25 protein-coding genes are annotated in these 20,873 nt (G+C 49.4%); 5 read left to right on the top strand and 20 right to left on the bottom strand.

Annotation, left to right across the window (positions count from 1 at the left end; all coding sequences use genetic code 11):
- Positions 1 to 219: 219 nt before the first annotated feature.
- From csrA to VGK02_05585, 20 genes are all read right to left on the bottom strand, one after another.
- Positions 220 to 462, bottom strand: a complete 243-nt coding sequence (csrA, locus tag VGK02_05680) for a carbon storage regulator CsrA (protein HEY3374536.1) — start codon at positions 460 to 462, stop codon at positions 220 to 222.
- Positions 463 to 470: 8 nt separating this feature from the next.
- On the bottom strand, positions 471 to 938 hold the full coding sequence (gene fliW, locus VGK02_05675) for a flagellar assembly protein FliW (protein HEY3374535.1): 468 nt from the start codon (positions 936 to 938) through the stop codon (positions 471 to 473).
- 129 nt (positions 939 to 1,067) lie between these two features.
- On the bottom strand, positions 1,068 to 1,994 hold the full coding sequence (gene flgL / locus VGK02_05670) for a flagellar hook-associated protein FlgL (GenBank protein HEY3374534.1): 927 nt from the start codon (positions 1,992 to 1,994) through the stop codon (positions 1,068 to 1,070).
- Positions 1,995 to 2,003: 9 nt separating this feature from the next.
- Positions 2,004 to 3,431, bottom strand: a complete 1,428-nt coding sequence (flgK, locus tag VGK02_05665; protein HEY3374533.1) for a flagellar hook-associated protein FlgK — start codon at positions 3,429 to 3,431, stop codon at positions 2,004 to 2,006.
- A gap of 15 nt (positions 3,432 to 3,446) precedes the next feature.
- Positions 3,447 to 3,923 carry a flagellar protein FlgN gene (locus VGK02_05660; protein ID HEY3374532.1) on the bottom strand — a complete coding sequence of 159 codons (477 nt, stop codon included), beginning with the start codon at positions 3,921 to 3,923 and terminating at the stop codon, positions 3,447 to 3,449.
- Positions 3,924 to 3,939: 16 nt separating this feature from the next.
- Entirely contained in the window at positions 3,940 to 4,254 is a 315-nt protein-coding gene (locus VGK02_05655; GenBank protein ID HEY3374531.1) for a flagellar biosynthesis anti-sigma factor FlgM, read from the bottom strand.
- Positions 4,255 to 4,521: 267 nt separating this feature from the next.
- Positions 4,522 to 5,307: a flagellar basal-body rod protein FlgG gene (gene flgG / locus VGK02_05650; GenBank protein ID HEY3374530.1), complete on the bottom strand. Its 786-nt coding sequence runs from the start codon at positions 5,305 to 5,307 to the stop codon at positions 4,522 to 4,524.
- Between the two features lie 158 nt (positions 5,308 to 5,465).
- Positions 5,466 to 6,218, bottom strand: a complete 753-nt coding sequence (locus tag VGK02_05645) for a flagellar hook-basal body protein (protein ID HEY3374529.1) — start codon at positions 6,216 to 6,218, stop codon at positions 5,466 to 5,468.
- A 50-nt stretch (positions 6,219 to 6,268) separates the two neighbouring features.
- Complete coding sequence (locus tag VGK02_05640; protein ID HEY3374528.1) at positions 6,269 to 6,781, bottom strand: chemotaxis protein CheX; 513 nt, start codon at positions 6,779 to 6,781, stop codon at positions 6,269 to 6,271.
- A gap of 54 nt (positions 6,782 to 6,835) precedes the next feature.
- Positions 6,836 to 7,684, bottom strand: coding sequence for an HDOD domain-containing protein (locus VGK02_05635; protein HEY3374527.1), 849 nt, complete (start codon positions 7,682 to 7,684; stop codon positions 6,836 to 6,838).
- Positions 7,685 to 7,701: 17 nt separating this feature from the next.
- Positions 7,702 to 8,478, bottom strand: a complete 777-nt coding sequence (locus VGK02_05630) for an HDOD domain-containing protein (protein HEY3374526.1) — start codon at positions 8,476 to 8,478, stop codon at positions 7,702 to 7,704.
- The gene (locus tag VGK02_05625) at positions 8,459 to 9,289 is read right to left on the bottom strand and encodes a protein-glutamate O-methyltransferase CheR (protein ID HEY3374525.1); all 831 of its coding nucleotides are present in this window, start codon (positions 9,287 to 9,289) and stop codon (positions 8,459 to 8,461) included. The genes VGK02_05630 and VGK02_05625 overlap by 20 nt, the downstream gene beginning before the upstream one ends.
- A gap of 4 nt (positions 9,290 to 9,293) precedes the next feature.
- A complete protein-coding gene (locus VGK02_05620; protein HEY3374524.1) occupies positions 9,294 to 10,334 on the bottom strand; it encodes a chemotaxis response regulator protein-glutamate methylesterase in 1,041 nt (346 codons plus the stop codon).
- Between the two features lie 18 nt (positions 10,335 to 10,352).
- Complete coding sequence (locus VGK02_05615) at positions 10,353 to 10,715, bottom strand: response regulator (protein HEY3374523.1); 363 nt, start codon at positions 10,713 to 10,715, stop codon at positions 10,353 to 10,355.
- An 11-nt stretch (positions 10,716 to 10,726) separates the two neighbouring features.
- Entirely contained in the window at positions 10,727 to 11,212 is a 486-nt protein-coding gene (locus VGK02_05610) for a chemotaxis protein CheD (protein HEY3374522.1), read from the bottom strand.
- 4 nt (positions 11,213 to 11,216) lie between these two features.
- The gene (locus tag VGK02_05605) at positions 11,217 to 11,834 is read right to left on the bottom strand and encodes a chemotaxis protein CheC (GenBank protein HEY3374521.1); all 618 of its coding nucleotides are present in this window, start codon (positions 11,832 to 11,834) and stop codon (positions 11,217 to 11,219) included.
- Between the two features lie 66 nt (positions 11,835 to 11,900).
- On the bottom strand, positions 11,901 to 14,075 hold the full coding sequence (locus VGK02_05600; protein ID HEY3374520.1) for a chemotaxis protein CheA: 2,175 nt from the start codon (positions 14,073 to 14,075) through the stop codon (positions 11,901 to 11,903).
- Positions 14,076 to 14,172: 97 nt separating this feature from the next.
- Positions 14,173 to 14,661: a chemotaxis protein CheW gene (locus VGK02_05595; GenBank protein HEY3374519.1), complete on the bottom strand. Its 489-nt coding sequence runs from the start codon at positions 14,659 to 14,661 to the stop codon at positions 14,173 to 14,175.
- A gap of 11 nt (positions 14,662 to 14,672) precedes the next feature.
- Entirely contained in the window at positions 14,673 to 16,079 is a 1,407-nt protein-coding gene (locus VGK02_05590; GenBank protein ID HEY3374518.1) for a methyl-accepting chemotaxis protein, read from the bottom strand.
- A gap of 95 nt (positions 16,080 to 16,174) precedes the next feature.
- Positions 16,175 to 16,636 carry a chemotaxis protein CheW gene (locus tag VGK02_05585; GenBank protein ID HEY3374517.1) on the bottom strand — a complete coding sequence of 154 codons (462 nt, stop codon included), beginning with the start codon at positions 16,634 to 16,636 and terminating at the stop codon, positions 16,175 to 16,177.
- Between the two features lie 478 nt (positions 16,637 to 17,114).
- Between VGK02_05585 and VGK02_05580 the strand changes: the two genes are divergently transcribed.
- The 5 genes from VGK02_05580 to flhB are packed head-to-tail and all read left to right on the top strand — an operon-like array spanning position 17,115 to position 20,870.
- Entirely contained in the window at positions 17,115 to 17,891 is a 777-nt protein-coding gene (locus tag VGK02_05580; GenBank protein ID HEY3374516.1) for a flagellar biosynthetic protein FliO, read from the top strand.
- A complete protein-coding gene (gene fliP, locus VGK02_05575) occupies positions 17,888 to 18,685 on the top strand; it encodes a flagellar type III secretion system pore protein FliP (protein ID HEY3374515.1) in 798 nt (265 codons plus the stop codon). Before VGK02_05580 ends, fliP begins: the two co-directional genes overlap by 4 nt.
- 18 nt (positions 18,686 to 18,703) lie before the next feature.
- Positions 18,704 to 18,973 carry a flagellar biosynthesis protein FliQ gene (gene fliQ / locus VGK02_05570; GenBank protein HEY3374514.1) on the top strand — a complete coding sequence of 90 codons (270 nt, stop codon included), beginning with the start codon at positions 18,704 to 18,706 and terminating at the stop codon, positions 18,971 to 18,973.
- 15 nt (positions 18,974 to 18,988) lie between these two features.
- Positions 18,989 to 19,759, top strand: coding sequence for a flagellar biosynthetic protein FliR (gene fliR / locus VGK02_05565; GenBank protein ID HEY3374513.1), 771 nt, complete (start codon positions 18,989 to 18,991; stop codon positions 19,757 to 19,759).
- 10 nt (positions 19,760 to 19,769) lie between these two features.
- Positions 19,770 to 20,870 carry a flagellar biosynthesis protein FlhB gene (gene flhB, locus VGK02_05560; GenBank protein HEY3374512.1) on the top strand — a complete coding sequence of 367 codons (1,101 nt, stop codon included), beginning with the start codon at positions 19,770 to 19,772 and terminating at the stop codon, positions 20,868 to 20,870.
- The last annotated feature ends 3 nt before the right edge of the window (positions 20,871 to 20,873 follow it).

Below are 20,873 nucleotides of genomic sequence, written 5' to 3'. Positions count from 1 at the left end.
TCTTCCTCCTTGAAATTGCTAGCTTCGAGGCATCCTTGCCTTGAAGGCCCTCTTGCACTGAGCCCTTAACTGCCGGCCGGTGCGAGAAAAGTATGCTCGCTACAAGAGGTAAGCGTATCTACAGTTAGTTATCGTCAGATAGGATGGTTTTCTGCATAGAAATGATTTAAAAATATTAGTAACGTAACCGAGTAGATAAATTGTTATGTATTAAATAACTTAAGCCTGCTCGGCGGTTATCTTGGGAAGGATGTCACCGAGGTTATCGAGGGACGCCTGCGAGGTAGCAGCAAGCTGGTTCTCCTCGAGAATTGCATTATATATCTCCTGACGGTATATAGGGACGTTTTTAGGGGCTTTTATACCTATCTTCACGTGATCGTCTTTAATTTCAACGATGAATACTTCAATATCATTACCGATATTTATTCGCTCGTTTATTTTCCTTGTAAGAACAAGCATGATATCTCCTACGAATCTGGCAGCAATTTGTGCTTTGTTGTGTATTCCTCAGTAGGTAGAATAACCTGTTTTGCCGTATTATTTCCAGTATTAATAATTACCGGCGCCTGAAGATTCGCCGTTATTTTTTCCGGTTCGCTTGGGATTGTCAATATACTAACGACTACAATGTTTTCGAAACTATCCTCATCCGCAATCTGCACAGCCAATCCCTCTAACTCGGCTTCGGTTATTACGGGATTATAGTTTTTGAAAAAGAGCCAGGGGTCGGTTACAAGAAATGCGAGGTCCGGGATATCCACTGATTGCAACCATGCAAACGAGCTACTCTCTTTATGCGGTATTAAAACGAACCGCTCAGCCTCGGGAAAACCGAGTATCGCATCAACAAACGTCAAAACCTGATCTTCATCGATCTCAACCACACCAAAGCGAGTGGCATTAAACTCTATCCTGGTTTTCGCTTCTACACTCATCATGACATGCTAGAGGCTTTTTACAAGCTTTGAACGCTTGTATAGCAACCTCCCACTCCTTCCTTTTCTAAAACTAACCGATTGCTCTATTGTGCTCAAGGGCCACATTCTTTTATTGAGGCGTTTAATCTATTTCAGGAAATCCATCAGCGATGTCTGGATCGACATGCTGCCGGCCGTAAGTGCCGCTTGGTATGCGGTTTCTTCATTCTTTATTCTGGTAACAATATCCGCGAAATCTACATCCTCTAAGTCGCTCAGCATACTCTTTAAATTAAGCTGTTCTTGATCCTGCCTGTCTCGAACAAGCTCAAGTCTATTTACGCTTGCTCCGATCGACGTCACCGCGTCAGACATGTTGTTCATCGCGAGATCTATTTGGCTTGTGTCGTTTGAAACGGCAGCATGATCGCCCAGATTTAAGTGATCTCTAAGGTCTATAAGTACCTTATATGCGCTGTCGTTGGCAGGATCTGCCGAACCTTTGAATGCTATGTTACCAGGAATATTAACCGGTATGGTAACGCCTTTCTCTATCTCGTAGCTCATGGTTCCCGAATTACCGTTATAGGTAACGCTAGCCGGAACAATAGGAGGGCCTGCTACCTCAGGAACATAGGTAAACGGCTTTGTTGTGGTTTGTGTGCCGGCAAAGATATACCGCCCATCATATTGGGCATTACCGAGGCTTACCATATCAGCTAGTATCTGGTCGACCTCTTTCCCTATGATTATCATGTCGCTTGCAGGGTAGTTACCGTTTGCGCCCTTGACCGCGAGTTCCTTTGCGCGCTGCAAAAGATCGGTGGCACTGGTATATGCCGTTTCGGCGGTTTTGTTCCATGAGAGCGCACTATCGATATTGCTTACATACTGGTCGATGCTAGCCATCGTAGAGCGTACATTAAGACCCTGTTTTACGGAAATCGGGTTATCGGAAGGACGCTCGTAACGCTTGCCGGACGATAACTGGGTCTGATATTTACTAAGGCGATTATATGTCGAGGATACATCCCCTAACATCCTGTTCATGAGCATATTTGGTGTTATTCGCATCTATGTCACCTACCTTCCCATCTGATTAATAAGCGTGTCGAGCATTTGATCAAAAACACTGATTATACGTGCTGCTGCTTCATAGGCGCGTTGAAACTTAACCATATTAGTCGCTTCCTCGTCGAGTGAAACGCCGGAAACCGACTGGCGGTGCTGTTCGATAAGGTCGACGTACGATTGACCGTTTTCCACCATTCTTCCGGATTCCTGGGAATTGATGCCCAGATTTGCGACAAACGAGCGATAGTAATCATCGAGCGTCCCGGTTGTTGGGGGAACCCCGATCGCAAACTTTGTGTCTTTCATCTGTGCCAACTTAAGGGCAACCGCATTGTCTCCCGGTGCCGGGGTGGTTGCCGGCGCCACGGGTGCTGTACCTGCGGCAGCAATATGACCCGGGTTGTTGTCGACGTCGGTACTAAGTGCGATTGTTATGGCACTTGTTCCGGTAAAGAAATCGTACCCGGTCACACCATCTAGACCGTAGCCAGTGTTATGAACTGCATTAACCTGTGTTACAAGTTCATTCGCTAAGGTATCGAGTTCCGCTCGGTAGCCCGGCACAAGCGTGTCACGGGAATCGAGAAGTGATTTAAGGTCGCCGCCATTGACGTTCAAAGCCGCGTTGTTGACTTTCCACTTGATATCGTAGTAGCCGTTGTTGGCCCCGTTAGGAACAACCTCAAGCTCATTGTAACCGTAGCCGGTAACGAGTTGACTGCCGCCTACGGTGACAACGGTTACACTGTTACTTAGATCGGTAACCTGTATGTCCATGATCTTCGAGAGTTGATCGATCAACATATCGCGCTCATCCATTGCGTCGTTCGGCTGAACGCCGAATGATTTGGTCTCGAGAATGTTATGGTTAAGTTCGGCCAAACGCTTGGCTATATCGTTAACCTCACTTACAGTTGTGCTTACTTGGTCGTTAAGGTTGTCGCGCAGACTGCTGAGTTTACTATTTAGTTGGTTGAACGCCGTTGCAAGCATCCTGCCGTTCTCAAGCATACTTGAGCGCGCGGATCTGCTCTCGGTGTTCTTGCTTAACGTCTGCCAAGAGTTCCAGAACTCGCTCATTAGGTTCTGCAGACTCGAGTCCGAAGGCTCATTGACAATAGTCTCGATTTGTTTGAGCGTGTTATCTTTTGTCTCCCAGTATCCCTGGGATTGATTTTCTTTTCGAATCTGGCCGTCGAAATAGCTATCGCGGACACGTTCGATCGATTTCACCTGAACGCCGGTACCCAGCATGCCCTGCAGCATGGGCCGGTTATAGGCCGGTGCGGGAAATGGCTCGGTCGTACCGAGAATTACCCGCTGCTTGCTGTAGCCCGGGGTATTGGCATTGGCGATATTATGAGCCGTGGTATCAAGACCGTACTGGCTCGTCTCTAACGCTTTTCTAGCGATGTTTATTCCTAAGAATCCATCCACGTCGTTAGCACCTCTCTAAGCCCTTCCGTCAAATAATCGAAGGGCCGCTTTTTGTGGATTGGTTTTGTTGCTGTATGTCGGATTATCATCATGAACGAGCGAGCTCAGCATAAACTGTATGTGGCCGATGCCCTTCTTGATAAGCTCTGCATTCGTTTTATTCGACATGTCAAGCTCATTCATGATCGAAAGGATCTCTTCTCGAAGCGCTTGCGCTTGCGCCGCGCTTGCCTCGTCGAGACTACGGATAATGGTTGAGAGCCGTTGGGGTGCTTTTAGTGAGCTGCGGCTTAAACCAACGATCTTTTGGCGCTCTTTTTCAAGATTGCACATCGTGATAACCGTGCGCTCCGTGTCTCTGACCGCATCTTGGAGCCCTTCAATATCGCCTTCTACAATAAGATTATGTTTCCTTTTCGACAGATCCAGCAATGCTTGATATGTCTCTTTTTCGCTCTCCAAAACGCTAATAAGAGCGGCCGCGTTTATCATGTTATATCACCTTGTTTTAGCCCATCTTGTCGATAATCGTCCTATAGATGATCTTGTCGGCAATATCTTTGGTTGCGGGCTTGTAAGTACCGGATTCTACCTTTACTTTTAGTTCCTGAACGACTCCTTCACGTGTATCAGGAAGCACATTGTAGAGCTCCTTCGCCTTTGCAACCTCGGCACCGTGTGCTGTAAGGATAACGGAATCACCCTTTGGTGCTACGGCTTCCGGTTTATCACCCTGGGACGTTACCCGCCCTGTTTTTTTACCTTCAACCTTCTGAACGTATGAAAGTAATGCTTTTTTTACTTGATCATTTGATATTTTCACAGTTCTCACCCCACTTGATAAAGGTATCGGCAGGTTCCAAAATTTTCTCTACTATTATGGGAACCTGACACCGCCCCAAATAAGCTGGTGACATGGTAATACAAAAACCCGACTTAATTTTTGCAAATCCAATCCTTGTGTCTAATTCAATACGGCAAACCGGCGATTGCTCGCTCAATCTCAGGCGCTAAGAGCTTTAACCATACTATGGCAGCTTCTTATGTGCCGAGCTCTATGCACCCAATCGCCGTATCGTTTTCCGCAGATTTAGCCTCGTATCTGTATCGCGACTTGCATCATCTGATCGGCATTGCTGAGAGCGCGCGCGTTAATCTGAAAGGCGCGTTGAGCGATAACGAGCTGGGTCATTTCATCGGAGAGATCAACGTTTGATCCCTCTAAAAATCCCTGCTTAATCGTACCGACACCATCACCTGACGGCGTTACTTTGTACATAGTGCCGCTCGCCGACGTCGTCTCGTACATATTCTCGCCCAGGCCGAGCAGCCCGTTTATGTTCGCGGCTTTATAAAGCGAAATACTGCCAATCTGTTGGATAGTATCGCTCCCCGGTACGATGCCTCGCACCATACCGTCAGCGCCTATGGTGATATCACGAGCTCCCGGCGGTATAGTAACCGCAGGGTCGAGTTTGTAGCCTTGTGCGGTTACGAGCTCGCCCTGTGCGTTAACCTTGAAACTGCCGTCTCGGGTATACGCGGGCGTGCCGTCGGCTAGAAGCACCTTAAAAAACCCCTCGCCGTCTATGGCGAGGTCGAGGGAACTGTCGGTCTGCTCTAGCCTGCCCTGGTCGTACATCCGCTGAGCTCCCGCGGCACGAACGCCGGTGCCGATCGATATACCGGTCTGCGGATGACTGTCGGGCACGAAAACCCCGAGCTCGTTTGCCCGCTGGTAGAACAGATCTTTAAATTGCACGACGCCTTTTTTATAGCCGGTCGTACTCACGTTGGCTATATTGTTGCCGATGGCATCAACGGCAGCCTGACCCGATGTGAGCGCCGATGCAGACGTCCAAAGTGCACGAATCATTGCTCCTCCTTTTCCGCGCTATGTTAAATAAGCGATGAAAAGTGGGTATATGCGTGATCTCGCGTAAGTTGATGATGGGTGGTGGGGTGTTCCCGCTTCAATCATTCGGCGGGAGCTTAAGACCTCCGTTTCCGGTCCAGTCTTATTTATCCATCAACTTACGAAATCCTTCCTACTTCATTTACCGCTTTACCCAATATCTCATCTTGCGTTTTTAAGACGCGCTGGTTTGCCTCATAGGCGCCGAGCGTCGTCGTCATGTCGACCAGCTCGCTGGTTGTATCGACGTTTGATCCTTCAAGAAACCCTTGCCTAACCGTGAAGCTTGTTGCGGTTTGGCCGGTCGCATGCGCTACAAATGTATTGCTACCCTGTTTCGCTAAATCGCCTGTAGCAAAACGACGGACCTTTAAGGTATCGACATAAGTGCCGTTGATCTCTACTCTGCCAGCTACATCAATTGCAACCTTCCCGTTGCCCACGTTGATCGGGCCTTTTTCGCCGAGAACTAAATAGCCGTCCTGGCTTACCAGCCTACCGAGACTATCCTTTGAGAAACTACCGTTTCTTGTGTATACCTCGCCCTGCGGCGACCGTACAGCAAAGAATCCCTCTCCGGAAAGAGCCAGATCGAATGTGCCGCCCGTCTCCCTAATTACGCCGTTGCTGTTGATAAAGCCGGTCTCGCCTATCCCGACACCCGGGCTTATGTATCCGACCGGACGTTCAGTGCGGCGCGATGCACTGTAGCTTTCCGATGCCGACACAAGCTGCTCGGGGAACGACGTGATAGAGATATAATCCTTTTTGAAACCCGGGGTGTTGGCGTTTGCCAGGTTGTTTGCTATAACATCCTGCTTATTTGTTAACGATAGCATCCCGAGCGCCGAAGTATATAGGCCTCGTATCATAAATCGCTTGCACCTCCTTCCGCCAAGCGTTTAGCGTACACACGACTATACTATATCGCGGATCTTCTAGCTGAAGCAACCCCAATATCGCTTTGCACCATATGCTCTTTGAGGGCAATACTCATCTCGATATCGCCGAGTTCGCTCATCAAAACGATATAAAGGCGGTGGATATCCATAGTCGATATCATGACGTTATTGCCGACAATAAGCGTTGGCGGTGTGATCGCAAGATTCTTATATGATTCGCTGAACTTCACCGTTGCCAGACCTGTGATCATATTGCCGAGTTCGCTGATCGCGCTTTGCGCCAGCTCATCCATCAGTGCTACCGGTTGACCGATCATTTTAGAAGCGACTTTTTTAGCTGTCTTTGACGACATCCCGTAGATTACCTGGCCGTGAATCTGGCCTGTAATACCAATCAGCACACTTACTTCCTGTGATGTAATCGAAGACTTCTGGACCGAAAGCGGCCCTTTTTCTAAATCTAGATCGGTCTCCGTCACGAAGACCTCCATCGCGGCCTCGAGAAACGGATTTACAAATTCGACTTTTAGCATTTGTTAACGTCCCTTCTCTTTTGTTTCTACTTCTCGGCTCTACCCTGCTCGCTTTTAAGCTAAAATCTTCTCAATCTCTTCGGATATGTTATACGCCGAGAAGATAAGGTTATCTATCTCAGGTTCTTCAAGGTTGAGTACATCAAGGGCTTCTTTCTTGAGCGGGTAAAGCATTCCATCGCTACCTACGCCAAGCCCTAGACTTAAACATATAAAATCGGCAACGTGAACGATTGCCGTAAGCTCCGGGTCCTTCTTCGCGCGATCCGGTCGATGGTGCTGGTAAATCGCCTCGACGATCTTTTCGTCGAAGTTCCACTTTTCGGCTACTTTGGAGCCGATGTCCTGGTGATCGAACCCTAGAATCCTGCGCTCGGCCTCCGCAAACGAGAGACCTTGTTGCGCCGCAAGCTCAACTATATTATCGATTTCCTTGCGAACATATTGATTGAGGATAATCTTGCCGACATCATGTAAAAGACCGGCGACAAACGCCTGCTCAACTTGTGGATAACGTACCTGGTTGGCGATCAGGCGCGCCGCAAGCGCGCATCCAACCGAATGCTTCCAAAGATCGCCCTTCTCAAGGCCGTATCCTTTAACCTCTTGGTCGTAAAACTTTTGCAGGGTAAGTGCAAGAACCACGCTTTTGAGCGTTTCGTAGCCAAGAATTACGATAGCTTCACTAACCGTTGTGATCTTACGGGTAAAACCGTAATATGCCGAGTTTGCCATGCGCAAGACTCGGGCGGTAAAAGCGGCATCATAAGAGATGACCCGGCTGATATCAACAGCTGATGATTTTGGGTCGTTAGTGAGCTTCAGCGCCCGATTCGCAATGGCCGAAAAAGGCGGAAGGTCGCGTACCTCTCGTAATATTTTGCTTTGGACATCCTGTCCCATGGTTACCCCTGCCTAACCTACGTGCTTTGAGGAAGACCTGAAAAATCCCCCATTAATAAATTAGCTAAGTCGTTGCTGCTTACAGCTTGGCGGATACTCAGCGAGACGCAGTCCGCCAGGTGCACGAGAGCCGTTAGATCTGGATCGATTTCAGCCTTCTCAGGCTGGTGATGATATCTGATGGCTTCAATTATTTTCTCATCGAAAGCCCAATGCTTGGCTAAAAGCGCACCGGCTTCAGCATGATCGATCCCAAGAATTTTCCGTTCTGCGTGTACGATAGTTTCATCCTCTTGACTTATTGTATCGACAACATTCCCGCTTTCTTCAGCTAAAAACTCGTTCAAAATTACTTTACCGATGTCGTGCATCATGCCTGCGACAAATGCGGTTTCGAGGTCTGCATAACCGACTTTTGAAGCGATCATCCAGGTAGATATGCCACAGTTCATCACGTGCTCCCACAACTCGTTCTCGGCAAACCCGTATGCGGGAAGTTCTTTGCCGATAAAGTCCTGAAGCGAGAAACCGAGCATCATACTGCGAATAACGTTGCCCGACTCTATCGCATCAGACTCAAAGGAGCCCGCCCGGTTCCCGGAAAACCCGTATGATGTCAGATTGGTCATCTGCAAAATCTGACGGGCCAGCCCCGGATGATGAAAGCCCCGTTCGTCGAGACTTCCGTCGAGACTGCGGTCACGCTCCGCCGAGAGCGCTCGGTCGGCTACCTGCGAGAAAAGAGGCATGGCATTAATCTTGTCGTGAATTTCCTTAACTCGCTTGCTTGACATTGAGCCCTCCAAACGATGGATTCTTCGCATAGAAGAATGGTATGGTTGCACGGAACCCGAGGTCACGCGCATTAAGAATGCTTTCAGCCCCACCTACGAACAGAACACCGTGTTCATTAAGCGATGACCAGAACCCGTGATAAATTCTATCTTTGGCATCGTTGGTAAAGTAGATGACAACGTTTCTACACAAGATGAGATCGAAGTTCGAATCGTATTGGTCTTTGAGCAGATCGAGCTTCTTAAAGGTTACACGGCGCTTGATCTCGTCGCTGATAATGACTTCATCTCCGTGCATCGTAAAGAACTTCTCGCGCAGATGTTTCGGCACATTTCGCACATCCCGCTCGAGATAGTGCCCCCGTGCCGCCGCCTCCAAAATCCGGTCATCGATATCACTGGCGATAATCGTGTGTTTTGCGCCCGGCGCAAGCTCCTCGAGAATAAGCGCGAGCGTGTACGGCTCTGAGCCATTCGAGCACCCGGCACTCCAGACCTTAAGCTGGCGATTATGCTTGAGAAACTCCGGAAATATCCTATCCTGCAACTCTTTGAACTTTGCCGGGTCGCGATAAAACTCTGATACGTTTATCGTGACCCAATCGACGAACTTTGCCAGCAGTTCTTTATCTGCCGCTAGCATGTCAGCGTAAGCTCTATAGTCACTGACGTTGGATTGATTCATGATAAACGCAAGCCGGCGCTGGATTTGCCACGGCTTGTAATTAGCAAGATTAATGTTGCTGAGACGCAGCACTGTTTCGACAAAATATCTATATTCTGGTGTATCAATATATGCTGGACTTGCCATTTCTCTACTCCTCAAGAAACTTAACTATTTCGGCGGCAACGCGCTCGACGGGAACCACGCGATCTGCATCCCCATTTTCAACGACTGCTTTTGGCATACCGTACACGACACATGTTGATGAATCTTCGGCGATCGTGCATCCGCCTTTTTTCTTAATCGTCGACATACCACTCGCGCCGTCATGGCCCATGCCCGTTAAGATGACACCGATTGAATTTGCACCATATACTTCGGCACCGGAGTTCATCATGACATCAACCGATGGCTTTACCGCATTGACCGCCGGGCCGTGGTTGAACTTGGTGATGCCTCCTTTTTCAATAAGCAAGTGCATGCCGCCTGGGGCGATCAATGCTACACCGGGTTCAAGCCGGTCATCATTTTCGGCCTGCCGAACACGAATGTTCGATTCTGCGTCAAGACGCTTGGCGATAGACCCAATAAACGGACCCGGGGGCATGTGTTGAACGACAACTATGGGCACCGGAAAGTTCTTTGGTAGTCGTGGCAGAACCTCGACAAGCGCCCGTGGCCCACCGGTGGAAGAGCCGATCATCACCAGCTTGTTATGCCCTTTATGCGAGGTAAACGATGGTTCGGTAGCTACCGCTCGTTCGGCAGGTGTGCTAAATCGACCTTTTGGACGCGCCCTCGCTGTGTTTTTAACTTTGGTGATAAGTTCTTGCTGGATTTCGGCCAGCCGCATGTGTGTGAGCTCAGTCGGCTTATGCACGAAGTCAATCGCTCCCTTTAAGAGTGCGATTGCAGCTGCTTCCGACCCTTCTTCGGTCAAAGTGCTTACCATCAATACAGGAGTCGGATGGTCTTTCATTATATGGTCGAGTGCCGTTAAACCATCCATTTTCGGCATTTCGACGTCGAGCGTGATGACGTCCGGCTTGTGCATTGCTGCCTTTTCGATAGCCTCGATACCGTTCTGCGCACCATCGACCACCTCTATCTCGGGATCGCTGGATAGTATGTCGATAAGGCGCTTCCTGATAAAAAACGAATCATCTACGACGAGGACCCTGATACGTGCCACAGTGATACCCCCGTACTGTTAACCGATTTGTTTATTGACTGCTTCAAGAACGCGATCTGGCTGGAACGGCTTTAATACGTAATCTTTAGCCCCTGATTTGATTGCCTGGATAACCATGTTCTGCTGGCCCATGGCACTGCAAACGATAATCTTTGCAGCATCGTCGAATTTTTTAATCTCCGTGATAGCAGCAATACCATCCATAACCGGCATTGTGATGTCCATGATGACTAGATCCGGCTTATGCTGTTGATACTTAATAACAGCTTCTTCACCATTTCCTGCTTCGTCGACAACGGTAAACCCATTATCAGATAACAGTTTGATGATCTTCATCCTCATGAAAGCAGCATCGTCGACGACTAAGACGCTCTTTCCCATCCTACTTCCTCCTATATTACAGTCGTGTTGCGGCCTATTGCTTTTACGAGAAGTTCGCCATCAGCCACTGATAGTTCAACAGTTCTACCGTAATCTTTACCTGTATCGGCAGCGACCAGTTTTAACTTAAGCGTCGTGAGCACCGTTGTCACTGCCTTAACATTGCGCTCGCCGATTTCTAGCAGACTATTGCCGCCCGGCATTTGAAACATCCTGGCGCCGCCCGCAATTTTCACAGTCATATGTCGAGGGCTCGCACCCTGTTTAATCATCTCATCGTATAGTCTCGGCACACCGGTATCGGCGAATCGCGCCAGGAGCGTGGTCTCTTTGCCATTGTCCTCAGGCAACATGATATGCGCCATTCCAGCTATCTTCGCAGTAGCATCGTAGAGGCAGACGGCGACGCATGAACCCAAACCACGCGTAATGATAACTGCGCGCTGTTCCTTGGATACCTTTAGCTCACCGATTCCCACCGTAAATGTTTCTGGCACCGCTTTACCTCTTTTCGATCGCATGAAGAAGCTTTTTGAGTGAATCTTCGTCGGTGAACAACATTAAGTATCCGTCGATCTTACGTGCTGCGCCGGATATCTCGGTCTCGATGAAAAGAACTTCTTCTGGAGCTCGTGCCAGCATTAACATGGCTGTGCTAATAATCGCACCGATCATGTCCTGGGTCAGCATCGGGGACGATGGACGCAGGTCCATCCCGGTATAGTCGGACAGTGTGCTTAAGAAATAAGCACTTACGAGATTGCCGACCTCGCCGAGTACGGAGATCGCCATTTCATCAAGCTCTTTCTGGCTGTTCGCCTCCGCCTGCATAACAAGGTCTACAAGCTTGAACGCGCTCTTGCCCGGGAACACTAAGAGCATGTTGCCCTTGATGTCGCCGTCAAAAATCAGGCATACGCTAATGGCTATGGTTTCATACCCTCCCGCCATATCAATAATCGAATCAAGCGACCCCACGCCAAGCTTCGGCGCTTTTAAGAATATAGACTTTTCAGTCATCTCAGATAGTGCGACTGCCGAACTATCAGTGCTAAGCTTAAGGATACGCTCCAACATATTATGCTGTTTTTCGGTCAGTCCTGCAGCTAGCTTTGTCACTGTAATCTCCCCTCTTTTGATGTCGCCGCACCTGCAAAGCTTGCGCATGCGGTGCATCCTTATTGATTACGCAATCTTTTTGCGTTTTGATTTCTTGCCAAAATCAACCGTCTGGGTGGATATAGTACGCTGGGTATCAACCTTAGATATAAGGCTAACCGGATCGATAACCAGTGCGACTCTTCCATCGCCGAGGATCGTTGCGCCGGAGATTCCATCGATGCCGCCGAGGTAGTCACCGAGCGCTTTAATCATGATTTCCATTTTGCTAACCAAGCTGTCGACGACGATGCCGACTTTGTTGTCGCCGTAACCGACTACGACTACGTGTAAATCGTCGCAGTTGCGACCGCAACCGCTATTGCCGAAGAGTTCATTCAACCGTAATAGCGGTAGAACGCTTCCGCGAAGCAGAATTGTTTCAAGCCGCTCGACCATCTTGATATCGTCTTTTTCCAGGTGGAGCACTTCTTTTACCATGCTCAGCGGAATCGCATAGAGCTTATCCTCGACAACAACCGTCAGCGCATCGACGATTACTAGGGTCAGCGGCAGCTTGATCATAAATTTCGTTCCTTTGCCAAGCTCCGAATCAATCTCTATGCTCGCGTTTATCTTCTTGATGTTGTTGCGAACGACGTCCATGCCGACGCCTCGCCCGGAAATCTCGGAAACCTTGTCAGCAGTACTGAAACCCGACAAGAAGATAAGCTCATAGGCATCGCGGTCGCTCATTCGTTCCGCGGCCTCAGGTGTAATAAAGCCTTTCTTTATGGCTTTTTCTTTAAGCTTTTGCGCATCCATGCCCTTGCCGTCATCGGATATCTCTACCACGATGTGGTTTTCCTCATGGCGTGCGCCGAGGTATACATTGCCCTCAGAGGGTTTTTTCGCTTTCTTGCGCTCTTCAGGCGTCTCGACACCGTGATCGATCGCATTTCTAATTAGGTGAATGAGCGGATCGCCGATCTCCTCAAGAACCGACCGGTCGATTTCCGTCTCTTGGCCTTCGAGGACAAAATTAACTTCTTTGCCGACGTTGCGAGCGAGGTCGCGAACCAATCGCGGGAACTTATTGAACACTTGCTCGATCGGGAGCATGCGCGCCCGCATAACTTCTTCTTGAAGCTCGTTAGTTATCTGGCCGATTTGGGCGGTCACTTCATTGAGGATGCCGCTGATATCGCCAAGGTGATAATTATCGGCAAGTTCAGAGCCGATAGAGAGCAGCCGTGTCTTGCCGATGACCAGCTCGCCTACCAGGTTCATCAAGTGGTCGAGCCGCTCGACATCAACACGTACCGTTTTAATGGGAGCCGCTTTGATCTGGGTGGTCTCCTGTTGGCTTTTACCTCTGGCCTCCGGGCCTCGGTCTAAAATGCGTTCGTCGGCAACAGTGGCGGTGCTTTGCGTTTCGGCCGCCGCATCGGTTTCGGAAGTCTTCTTGCCTTTTGTTTTTGATTTGGCCGGTTTCGCTTGTTCCTTCGGGGCTTCGGCTTCGTCCTGAAATGCATCGATCGTAAAGCTGGAAAGCTCGGAAATCGATTTAACTATGCTTTCGATCCGGCTTTGGTCCTCATCGGTTATAAGGATGAGCTCAAGGTCGGTGCCGCACTCGGCGTTTTCGATCGCTTCCATAGATGGGTTGCTCTTCATTATCTGACCGAGCGGCTGCAGCTCTTCCACGACTTGGTAAAGCCGCACAGATGGCATGGGTGAGTTTTCGCTAATCTTAATAACCATACGGTAGGCACTTGACCCACCGATTTCAGCCAAACTTATCGCCTGGATATCTTCATCATCAAGCGTCATTTCAGTGGGGGCGTCATCCTTTGCTTGGATCACCGTGCCTTCTGCGAAGGACAGTAATTTGCTGCTGAGCGGCGCTATATCTATGCCGCTCGATTTTAGCGTGTAGCATTCGTCTTTGAGTACTTTTAGGGCATCAAGGCAATCAAGAAGAATATCTATAAGTTCAGCAGTAACAGAAAGTTCGCCTTTACGAACCTTATCAAACAAGGTTTCCCAGGCATGCATAAGCTGTGCCATGCGCTCATGGCCCAGCATACCTGCTGAGCCCTTGATTGTGTGTGCAGCCCGGAATATCTCTTGGATAAGCTCCGGATCCTCTCCCTCTTTTTCGAGGCGAAGGATGTTTTCGTCTGTTTGTTGTATAAGTTCTTCTGCTTCTTGCACGAATACTTTTAAATCTTCTGGCGAAGCGTCAAATACTAGATCCATCCCTATCTCCTACAATTCTTGATTGCTGCCACTTCTGCTTCTCAAAGGTGCCTTAAAAACACCGCTCTATCTTGCTACATGTGCTTGCAGCGATCACCTAGGCCACTGCTGATAACCCGGCGAAATCGCCGATCGCCTTTGCGCCCATCTCGGCAAGAAGCTTATCCAGGTCAAGCAGGATAATGAGGCGCTCTTCAAGCTTGCCGATTCCCTTAAGATATTGTGAGCCGACGCTCTCCACAATTGAGGAAGGCGGCTCGATTGAATCGATTGAGAGCCTTAAGACTTCCGACACCGCGTCGACGATCATGCCGACGGTATTGCCGAGGACGTTGACAACAACGATACGCGTTGCTTTTGTTTCCTCGCTCGATGAGAAGCCGAAGCGCTCGATTAGATCGACAACCGGGATAACTTTACCGCGAAGGTTAATAACGCCCTTCACGTGCATCGGCGCTTTAGGAACCTCGGTTATCGGTTGCAATCTGATAATCTCTTGAACGAGAGATATGTCGATGCCAAACGACTCATCCCCTACTTCAAAGACCACTAGCTGGTCTTGCTCAAATGCCTGTTCCTGACTCATATTCAGTCCTCCTACTTGGCTAACTGGTATTCTTCTACAAGTTTGTATAACATCTCAGCCATGTGCGAGAGCTCGCTAACCGAAGCTGCGATCTCCTCAACTGACGCTGATTGTTGTTCTGACGAAGCCGATATCTGCATTGCCTCGTCAGCTGAGTGACTTGAGGACTCGGATATCGCCTGGACGACACGCACGATTTGCTCTGATGATGCGGCAACCTCTTCGGTAATCGCCGTATTCTCTTGGGTGATTGAAGCGATCTGATCCATCGCAGCCGCAACTGTTTCAGATGAAGTCGATATTTGCTCGGCTGCTTCCGATACCTCGGCAATCTCGTTTACAACCCGGTTTACCGATACTATAAGTTCCTTGATGGCGGAGCCGGCATGCTGTGCAAGTTCACTACCTGACTCAACTTCCTGGGTGCCTTTTTCCATAGCAGCGACCGCTTCTATTGTCTCGTTGCGTATGCCGTTAATGAGCTCTGCAATTTCACCGGTCGCCCGGGCGCTTCGCTCAGCGAGTTTTCCAACCTCATCGGCTACAACGGCAAATCCCTTGCCGTGCTCGCCTGCACGCGCCGCTTCTATCGCCGCGTTTAGTGCTAGCAAGTTGGTCTGCTCTGCTATATCATCGATAACTTCGACAATCTCGCCGATTTGCTTTGATTTCTCACCGAGCGCCTGGATCTTTTTCGCGGATTCCATAACGGTTTCGCGGATCCTGTCCATGCCGGAGATAGACTCATCAACTGCCTCTTGCCCGCGAACCCCCGTCTTAGAACTCTCGGTGACAACGCTCATAACCGTGCGAGCGTTTTCTGCAACCTTATTGATAGCCTGGGCAAGGCCGCTCATGCCGCCTGTTGTTTCGGCGACCTGGCGGGTTTGCTCGCTTGCGCCTTTTGATACTTGTTCAATCGCTGTGGCGACTTGGTCGATTAGGCTATGCGCTTCTGCGGTCGAATCGCTCTGCCGGCTTGCCTCATGAGCGATCTCTGAGATTGAACCGGCGATGAGCATTGTGGTCTCGTTGACAGCATCCGAATTATCAGCCAGCTGCTTGGTCGCAGATGCGAGCTCTTTTGCCGCATCTGAAATCTGCTCGAACATCGTGCGCTGTTTGCTCACCAGAAGACCGTTAAACGTCGAGTAGTTGAGCCCGACAACAAGAAAGACGAAGATTCCGCCAAACAGAAACACGAAACTAACGAGGAGGTTAGGATCGATGAGTTGGACGTTTTTATACAGAATCATCCCGTACACGACATACGCGCCGAGAAACATAAGCATAAAGGCAAAAAGTCCAAGCCATTTAAGACCGTATTCTGTTTTCCTGACGATTGCCAGGAGCCTTCGACAATTGATTACAGCTGCAAGCATTATCAGGGCGCCTAGCATAATTACGACTATTGCCACGAGTACTTCTCCTTGTTCAATCAGCTACGTTTCCGGTTAGAGGTCTCTTCTCTGTATCGTCTTAAACCAGTGTTCCTTTAGCCTTCGGCGAGCGATTATGCGACCGCCGCCAGCTGGATTGCCTCCGGTACTACCTTCTCTAGGTCGAGTAGAAGAACGAGCTTCTCTTCGAGTTTTCCGATGCCGCGCAGGTAGCGCTCATAGGATTCAATGATCGATGAAGGCGTCTCGATTTTATCGGATTCAATTCGAAGGACCTCATTGACCGCATCCACAATCATGCCGACTGTGGTGCCGTCGATATCCACTACAACAATGCGGCTGGCTTTGGTGTCTTCGTGCTGAATGAAACCGAACTTATCGCGCAGGTCGATAATCGGGATAACGCGGCCTCTTAGGTTAATAACGCCTTTGACATGCATCGGGGCTTGCGGAATATCGGTAATCTGTTGAAGCCGTATAATTTCCTGTACGGCGATAATATCTATGCCAAATGATTCCTGTGCTACCTCAAAAACTACGAGTTGTTCTTGGTTGCTTGCTGTTTCCACTGACATTTCGCTCCTCCTCATCTACGTCCGGCATATATCCGGTGCAATTCCTCATGAGTTCTACATCGGCGAAATTAGACAACGGTTTAGGGTTAAAACCACAAAGACACGAGGAGTGTTTTGCGGATATTTTTAAGTGCCGGGCGCTTGGCTGCGAAGCCCATGGCGCTTGCATCAGCAAGCCAACTCTGGGATAGTAATAGAAGCAGGGATGCCTGCCAACCAGCAGGTAGCTCAGTACCGGTTCATCGCAGCAACACAATTACTCGACAGGATGAAAATGAATGTAAAAACGCACCGGAACCGTATCCTTAGCAATACCACATACACAATACATCATGCAACGGCTTATAATAGGGTCCGCAAACCCGCCCAACCGATACTTACTATTATATGCATGCTATTGGTCGCCCTATCAACGGTATTCAGCTGTATTGGATTTGCCACCGCCCAACCGAAAGACAATTCAGATTCAGAAAACTCAGTGTATACTGCCGTTGGCGCCGCTAATGAATCGGCGAGTGCTTCATCGGCGGCATCCAGTAAAGCGAAAAAGAATAGTGCGACCCAATCATCGAACAGCGAATCGCAAACTGAACTTAACTTGCAGGATTATCAAGATCCCGGGCAACCACAGAAGCAGCAAAGCGTACTCTCCGGTATCATTGGGACCATCTGGAACGTTATTAAGTATGCTTTCTACCTGGGGCTTGTGCTAGCAGTCGGCTTCCTGGCAATTTACGGTGTGAAGTTCTTTACGACAAAATACAACACGCTAACCGGCGGCGGCCAGGAACTAGTGAATGTTGTTGAGGTGCGCTATATCGCTCCCGGCAAGGCCATCTGCTTGGTTGAAATTGCCGGCAAGGTGGTCGTTCTTGGTGTGGCCGGTAACAATATTAATCATTTAAGCGATATCGATGAGCCGGAACAAGTAGAGTTCATCAAACATAAAGCGGCGCAAAAGCCGGAACCCCTCCAACCGTTCCAGAGCGCGCTCGAAAAAGTTACCAATCGTTTCGTGTATGCACCCGCAAAACAATCAAAAAAATCGAAATCGGCTCGACCGGCGCGCACCAACCGGGAACCTTCTCAACGAACTCCTCAGCGCGGCCAAAATAATACTAATAATTGGGCCGATGATCTGCATTCAACCGGTGACAATATACGGAAACTCCTCGATGATATCAAAGAGCAAGAGAAGCGTGCACGGGGCACAGACCAGCCTCCGAAGCCCGGTAGAGGTGACGAGCGTAGATGATGAAGGTACTCCGTGGGCGCAAGAGAGCATTGTTGCTAAGTGCGCTCGCTATCACCATTTTATGTATCTTTATGACGAGTAGCGTCGCCGCTGAGACGGCCTCCAGCTCGAGCGCTATTCCGCTGCCCAAGCTATCACTTGGTATCGATCAGGCGCAAGGGTCTGGCGATGTTTCGACCAGCGTACAGTTGCTCATGCTTCTTACGGTACTGTCGTTGGCTCCGTCGCTTTTGATCATGGTAACATCGTTTACTCGAATCGTTATCGTACTGGCGTTTATTCGAAATGCGCTCGGTACACAGCAGATTCCCCCGACACAAGTGCTCGTCGGCCTTGCGCTCTTCTTAACATTTTTCGTCATGGCCCCGGTATTCGGGCAAGTCAACGATAATGCTATCAAGCCGTACACGGCAAAGAAAATCACCTACAACCAAGCATATACACGAGCGATCGAGCCGGTACGTCATTTTATGTTTAAGCAGACGCGGGAAAAAGACCTGGCGCTTTTTGTGTACCTCGCCAAGATCAAACGGCCGAAAACACAAGCTGATGTACCGACCTTCGTTCTTATCCCTTCGTTTATTATCAGCGAACTGAGAGCCGCCTTTATTATCGGCTTTTTGATATTTATACCGTTTCTCATTATCGATATGGTGGTCGCCAGCGTGCTGATGTCGATGGGCATGATGATGGTGCCGCCGGTTATGATATCGCTGCCGCTTAAAATATTGTTGTTCGTATTAGTCGATGGCTGGCATCTCGTAACACGAGCCCTGGTTATGGGCTTCAACTAGGCCAAGGAGTGAGAGCTAATGACCGATTCTCTAGCGATGGAGCTTGCTAAGAACGCGCTGGTTATTACACTTGAGATTTCACTGCCAATTCTATTATTCAGCCTGGTTGCCGGTCTGGTTATTAGTATTCTGCAAGCGGTAACGCAGATACAGGAATTTACGCTGACGTTTATTCCTAAGATTCTTGCAACCATGCTTGCCCTCGCGTTGTTCGGGCCGTGGATGCTGCATCTCATTATCGATTTTACGAGCAAACTGCTGATCAACTTACCGAACTATTTAAAATAGCAAAGGAGCGTGGGTGTGGACTTATTGCAGGCAGATCCCAAGCAACTCCTTACCTTTCTACTGGTCTTGACCCGCGTATCCGGCGTCTTTTTCCTAGCTCCGGTTTTAGGCAGCCGCAGCGTGCCCGCACAAATTAAAGTCGCCCTTTCGCTAATGACGGCGATCGTACTCTTCTCCTTTGTCCCTGCCGCACAGATCAGCCCGACGATAAATATGCTCGATTACGCGCTCCTGGTAGCTAAAGAGTTTTCAGTCGGCGCGCTTATTGGGTTTACGGCAACAATCATTTTTCAGGGATTTCTTGTTGCCGGACAGATTATCGATTTTCAGATGGGCTTTGGTATGGTCAACGTCATCGACCCGTTAAGCAACATCTCGATTTCACTGATGGGCCAGTTTAAAAACCTGCTTGCCGTACTCGTGTTTCTTGCAATTAACGGTCATCACTACTTGTTAACGGCGCTGTCAAAGAGTTTTGATATCGTGCCGCTTACTACATTTACCATGACATCGGCGGTCTCCGGTCACTTCCTGAATACAATCGTCGATATGTTCGTAATCGGCTTAAAAATCGGCGGCCCGGCTATCGGTGTGTTGTTTATCACTGATCTTGCCCTCGGTATTGTCGCGCGAACCGTACCGCAGATGAATGTTTTTGTCGTCGGCATGCCGCTTAAGATCCTCATCGGATTCGTCACTCTTATCGCCATGCTCTCGTTCTTCTTTGCATACGTGCTGAGAGTATTCGACCAAATGCCGGCCCAACTTCTCGGCGCCATAAAGTAGGGGTGAAAAGATGCCGCCATCCGATGGACGCACCGAAAAAGCCACACCGAAACGACGACAAGAGGCCCGGAGACGGGGCCAGGTAGCTAAGAGCATGGAGCTTAACTCCGCGCTCATAATTTTGGCAATTTTTGTCGCGATGCGAACATTCGGTGGGGGCATCTTTACCGATCTCACCAATGTTATGACCTATTACCTGCAAAGCCCTGCTAAGACTGAGCTTAACGAGACGGTCGTAACGACCATGTTTCTCAATCTCGCGCTTCTGTTTCTAAAGATGATTCTGCCGATCGCCCTTGTCGCCCTTGCAGTGGGTGTTACCGCAAGCCTCGCACAGGTCGGGTTCCTCTTCTCGGCAAAACCGCTTGTGCCTGATGCAAAAAAAATCAACCCGCTCTCCGGCGCCGCCCGGCTCTTTTCAAGCCGCGCTGCAGTCGAGCTCTTGAAGGCCTTGATTAAGATAGGCATGGTTAGCTACCTCACGTATACAATCATCAGTAACCGCTACGACGAAATCATTCACACTATCGATATGGATATCAACCAATCGATGAGCACGCTCGGGTCGATCGCCTATGAGATCGGCATAAAAACGAGCATCGTCTTACTGATTATTGCGGTACTCGATTATGCATGGCAGCGTTACACACACGAGAAAAGCCTGCGCATGACCAAGCAAGAGATTAAAGAAGAATACAAGCAATCCGAGGGCGATCCGCACGTCAAAGCGCGAATCCGGCAAAAACAGCGCGAGCTTGCGCAGGGCAGGATGATGCAGATGGTTCCGAACGCCGATGTCGTCATCACCAACCCGACGCACCTAGCTATCGCCCTACAATACGATCCCGAGACTATGGGGGCGCCAAAAGTTGTCGCCAAGGGGCAACGCCTCATCGCAGAGAAGATAAGGGAGCTCGCCAAGGAACATAATATCCCGATCATCGAGGACAAACCGCTTGCCCGTGCGCTGTATAAAGCGGTCGACATTGATGAAGAGGTGCCATATGATCTCTACAAGGCCGTCGCTGAAATCCTCGCCTATGTCTATCAGATCAGCAAGAGAGGGCCCTTGGCTCGGGCTGGTCGCCCGAACAATCCGTCCATGGGCTGAGAT

Source organism: Candidatus Aquicultor sp., from assembly GCA_036504445.1.
Classification (GTDB): Bacteria; Actinomycetota; Aquicultoria; order Aquicultorales; family Aquicultoraceae; genus DASXVE01.
Note: the sequence above shows the minus strand (reverse complement) of the source record. Positions and strands in the feature narration are given on the sequence as shown.

Excerpts from the sequence above, each read along its gene's own strand:
- csrA (HEY3374536.1), bottom strand. The coding sequence starts at position 462 with ATGCTTGTTCTTACAAGGAAAATAAACGAGCGAATAAATATCGGTAAT.
- fliW (HEY3374535.1), bottom strand. The coding sequence starts at position 938 with ATGAGTGTAGAAGCGAAAACCAGGATAGAGTTTAATGCCACTCGCTTT.
- flgL (HEY3374534.1), bottom strand. The coding sequence starts at position 1,994 with ATGCGAATAACACCAAATATGCTCATGAACAGGATGTTAGGGGATGTA.
- VGK02_05660 (HEY3374532.1), bottom strand. The coding sequence starts at position 3,923 with ATGATAAACGCGGCCGCTCTTATTAGCGTTTTGGAGAGCGAAAAAGAG.
- flgG (HEY3374530.1), bottom strand. The coding sequence starts at position 5,307 with ATGATTCGTGCACTTTGGACGTCTGCATCGGCGCTCACATCGGGTCAG.
- VGK02_05645 (HEY3374529.1), bottom strand. The coding sequence starts at position 6,218 with ATGATACGAGGCCTATATACTTCGGCGCTCGGGATGCTATCGTTAACA.
- VGK02_05640 (HEY3374528.1), bottom strand. The coding sequence starts at position 6,781 with ATGCTAAAAGTCGAATTTGTAAATCCGTTTCTCGAGGCCGCGATGGAG.
- VGK02_05635 (HEY3374527.1), bottom strand. The coding sequence starts at position 7,684 with ATGGGACAGGATGTCCAAAGCAAAATATTACGAGAGGTACGCGACCTT.
- VGK02_05630 (HEY3374526.1), bottom strand. The coding sequence starts at position 8,478 with ATGTCAAGCAAGCGAGTTAAGGAAATTCACGACAAGATTAATGCCATG.
- VGK02_05625 (HEY3374525.1), bottom strand. The coding sequence starts at position 9,289 with ATGGCAAGTCCAGCATATATTGATACACCAGAATATAGATATTTTGTC.
- VGK02_05615 (HEY3374523.1), bottom strand. The coding sequence starts at position 10,715 with ATGGGAAAGAGCGTCTTAGTCGTCGACGATGCTGCTTTCATGAGGATG.
- VGK02_05600 (HEY3374520.1), bottom strand. The coding sequence starts at position 14,075 with ATGGATCTAGTATTTGACGCTTCGCCAGAAGATTTAAAAGTATTCGTG.
- VGK02_05595 (HEY3374519.1), bottom strand. The coding sequence starts at position 14,661 with ATGAGTCAGGAACAGGCATTTGAGCAAGACCAGCTAGTGGTCTTTGAA.
- VGK02_05585 (HEY3374517.1), bottom strand. The coding sequence starts at position 16,636 with ATGTCAGTGGAAACAGCAAGCAACCAAGAACAACTCGTAGTTTTTGAG.
- fliP (HEY3374515.1), top strand. The coding sequence starts at position 17,888 with ATGATGAAGGTACTCCGTGGGCGCAAGAGAGCATTGTTGCTAAGTGCG.
- fliQ (HEY3374514.1), top strand. The coding sequence starts at position 18,704 with ATGACCGATTCTCTAGCGATGGAGCTTGCTAAGAACGCGCTGGTTATT.
- flhB (HEY3374512.1), top strand. The coding sequence starts at position 19,770 with ATGCCGCCATCCGATGGACGCACCGAAAAAGCCACACCGAAACGACGA.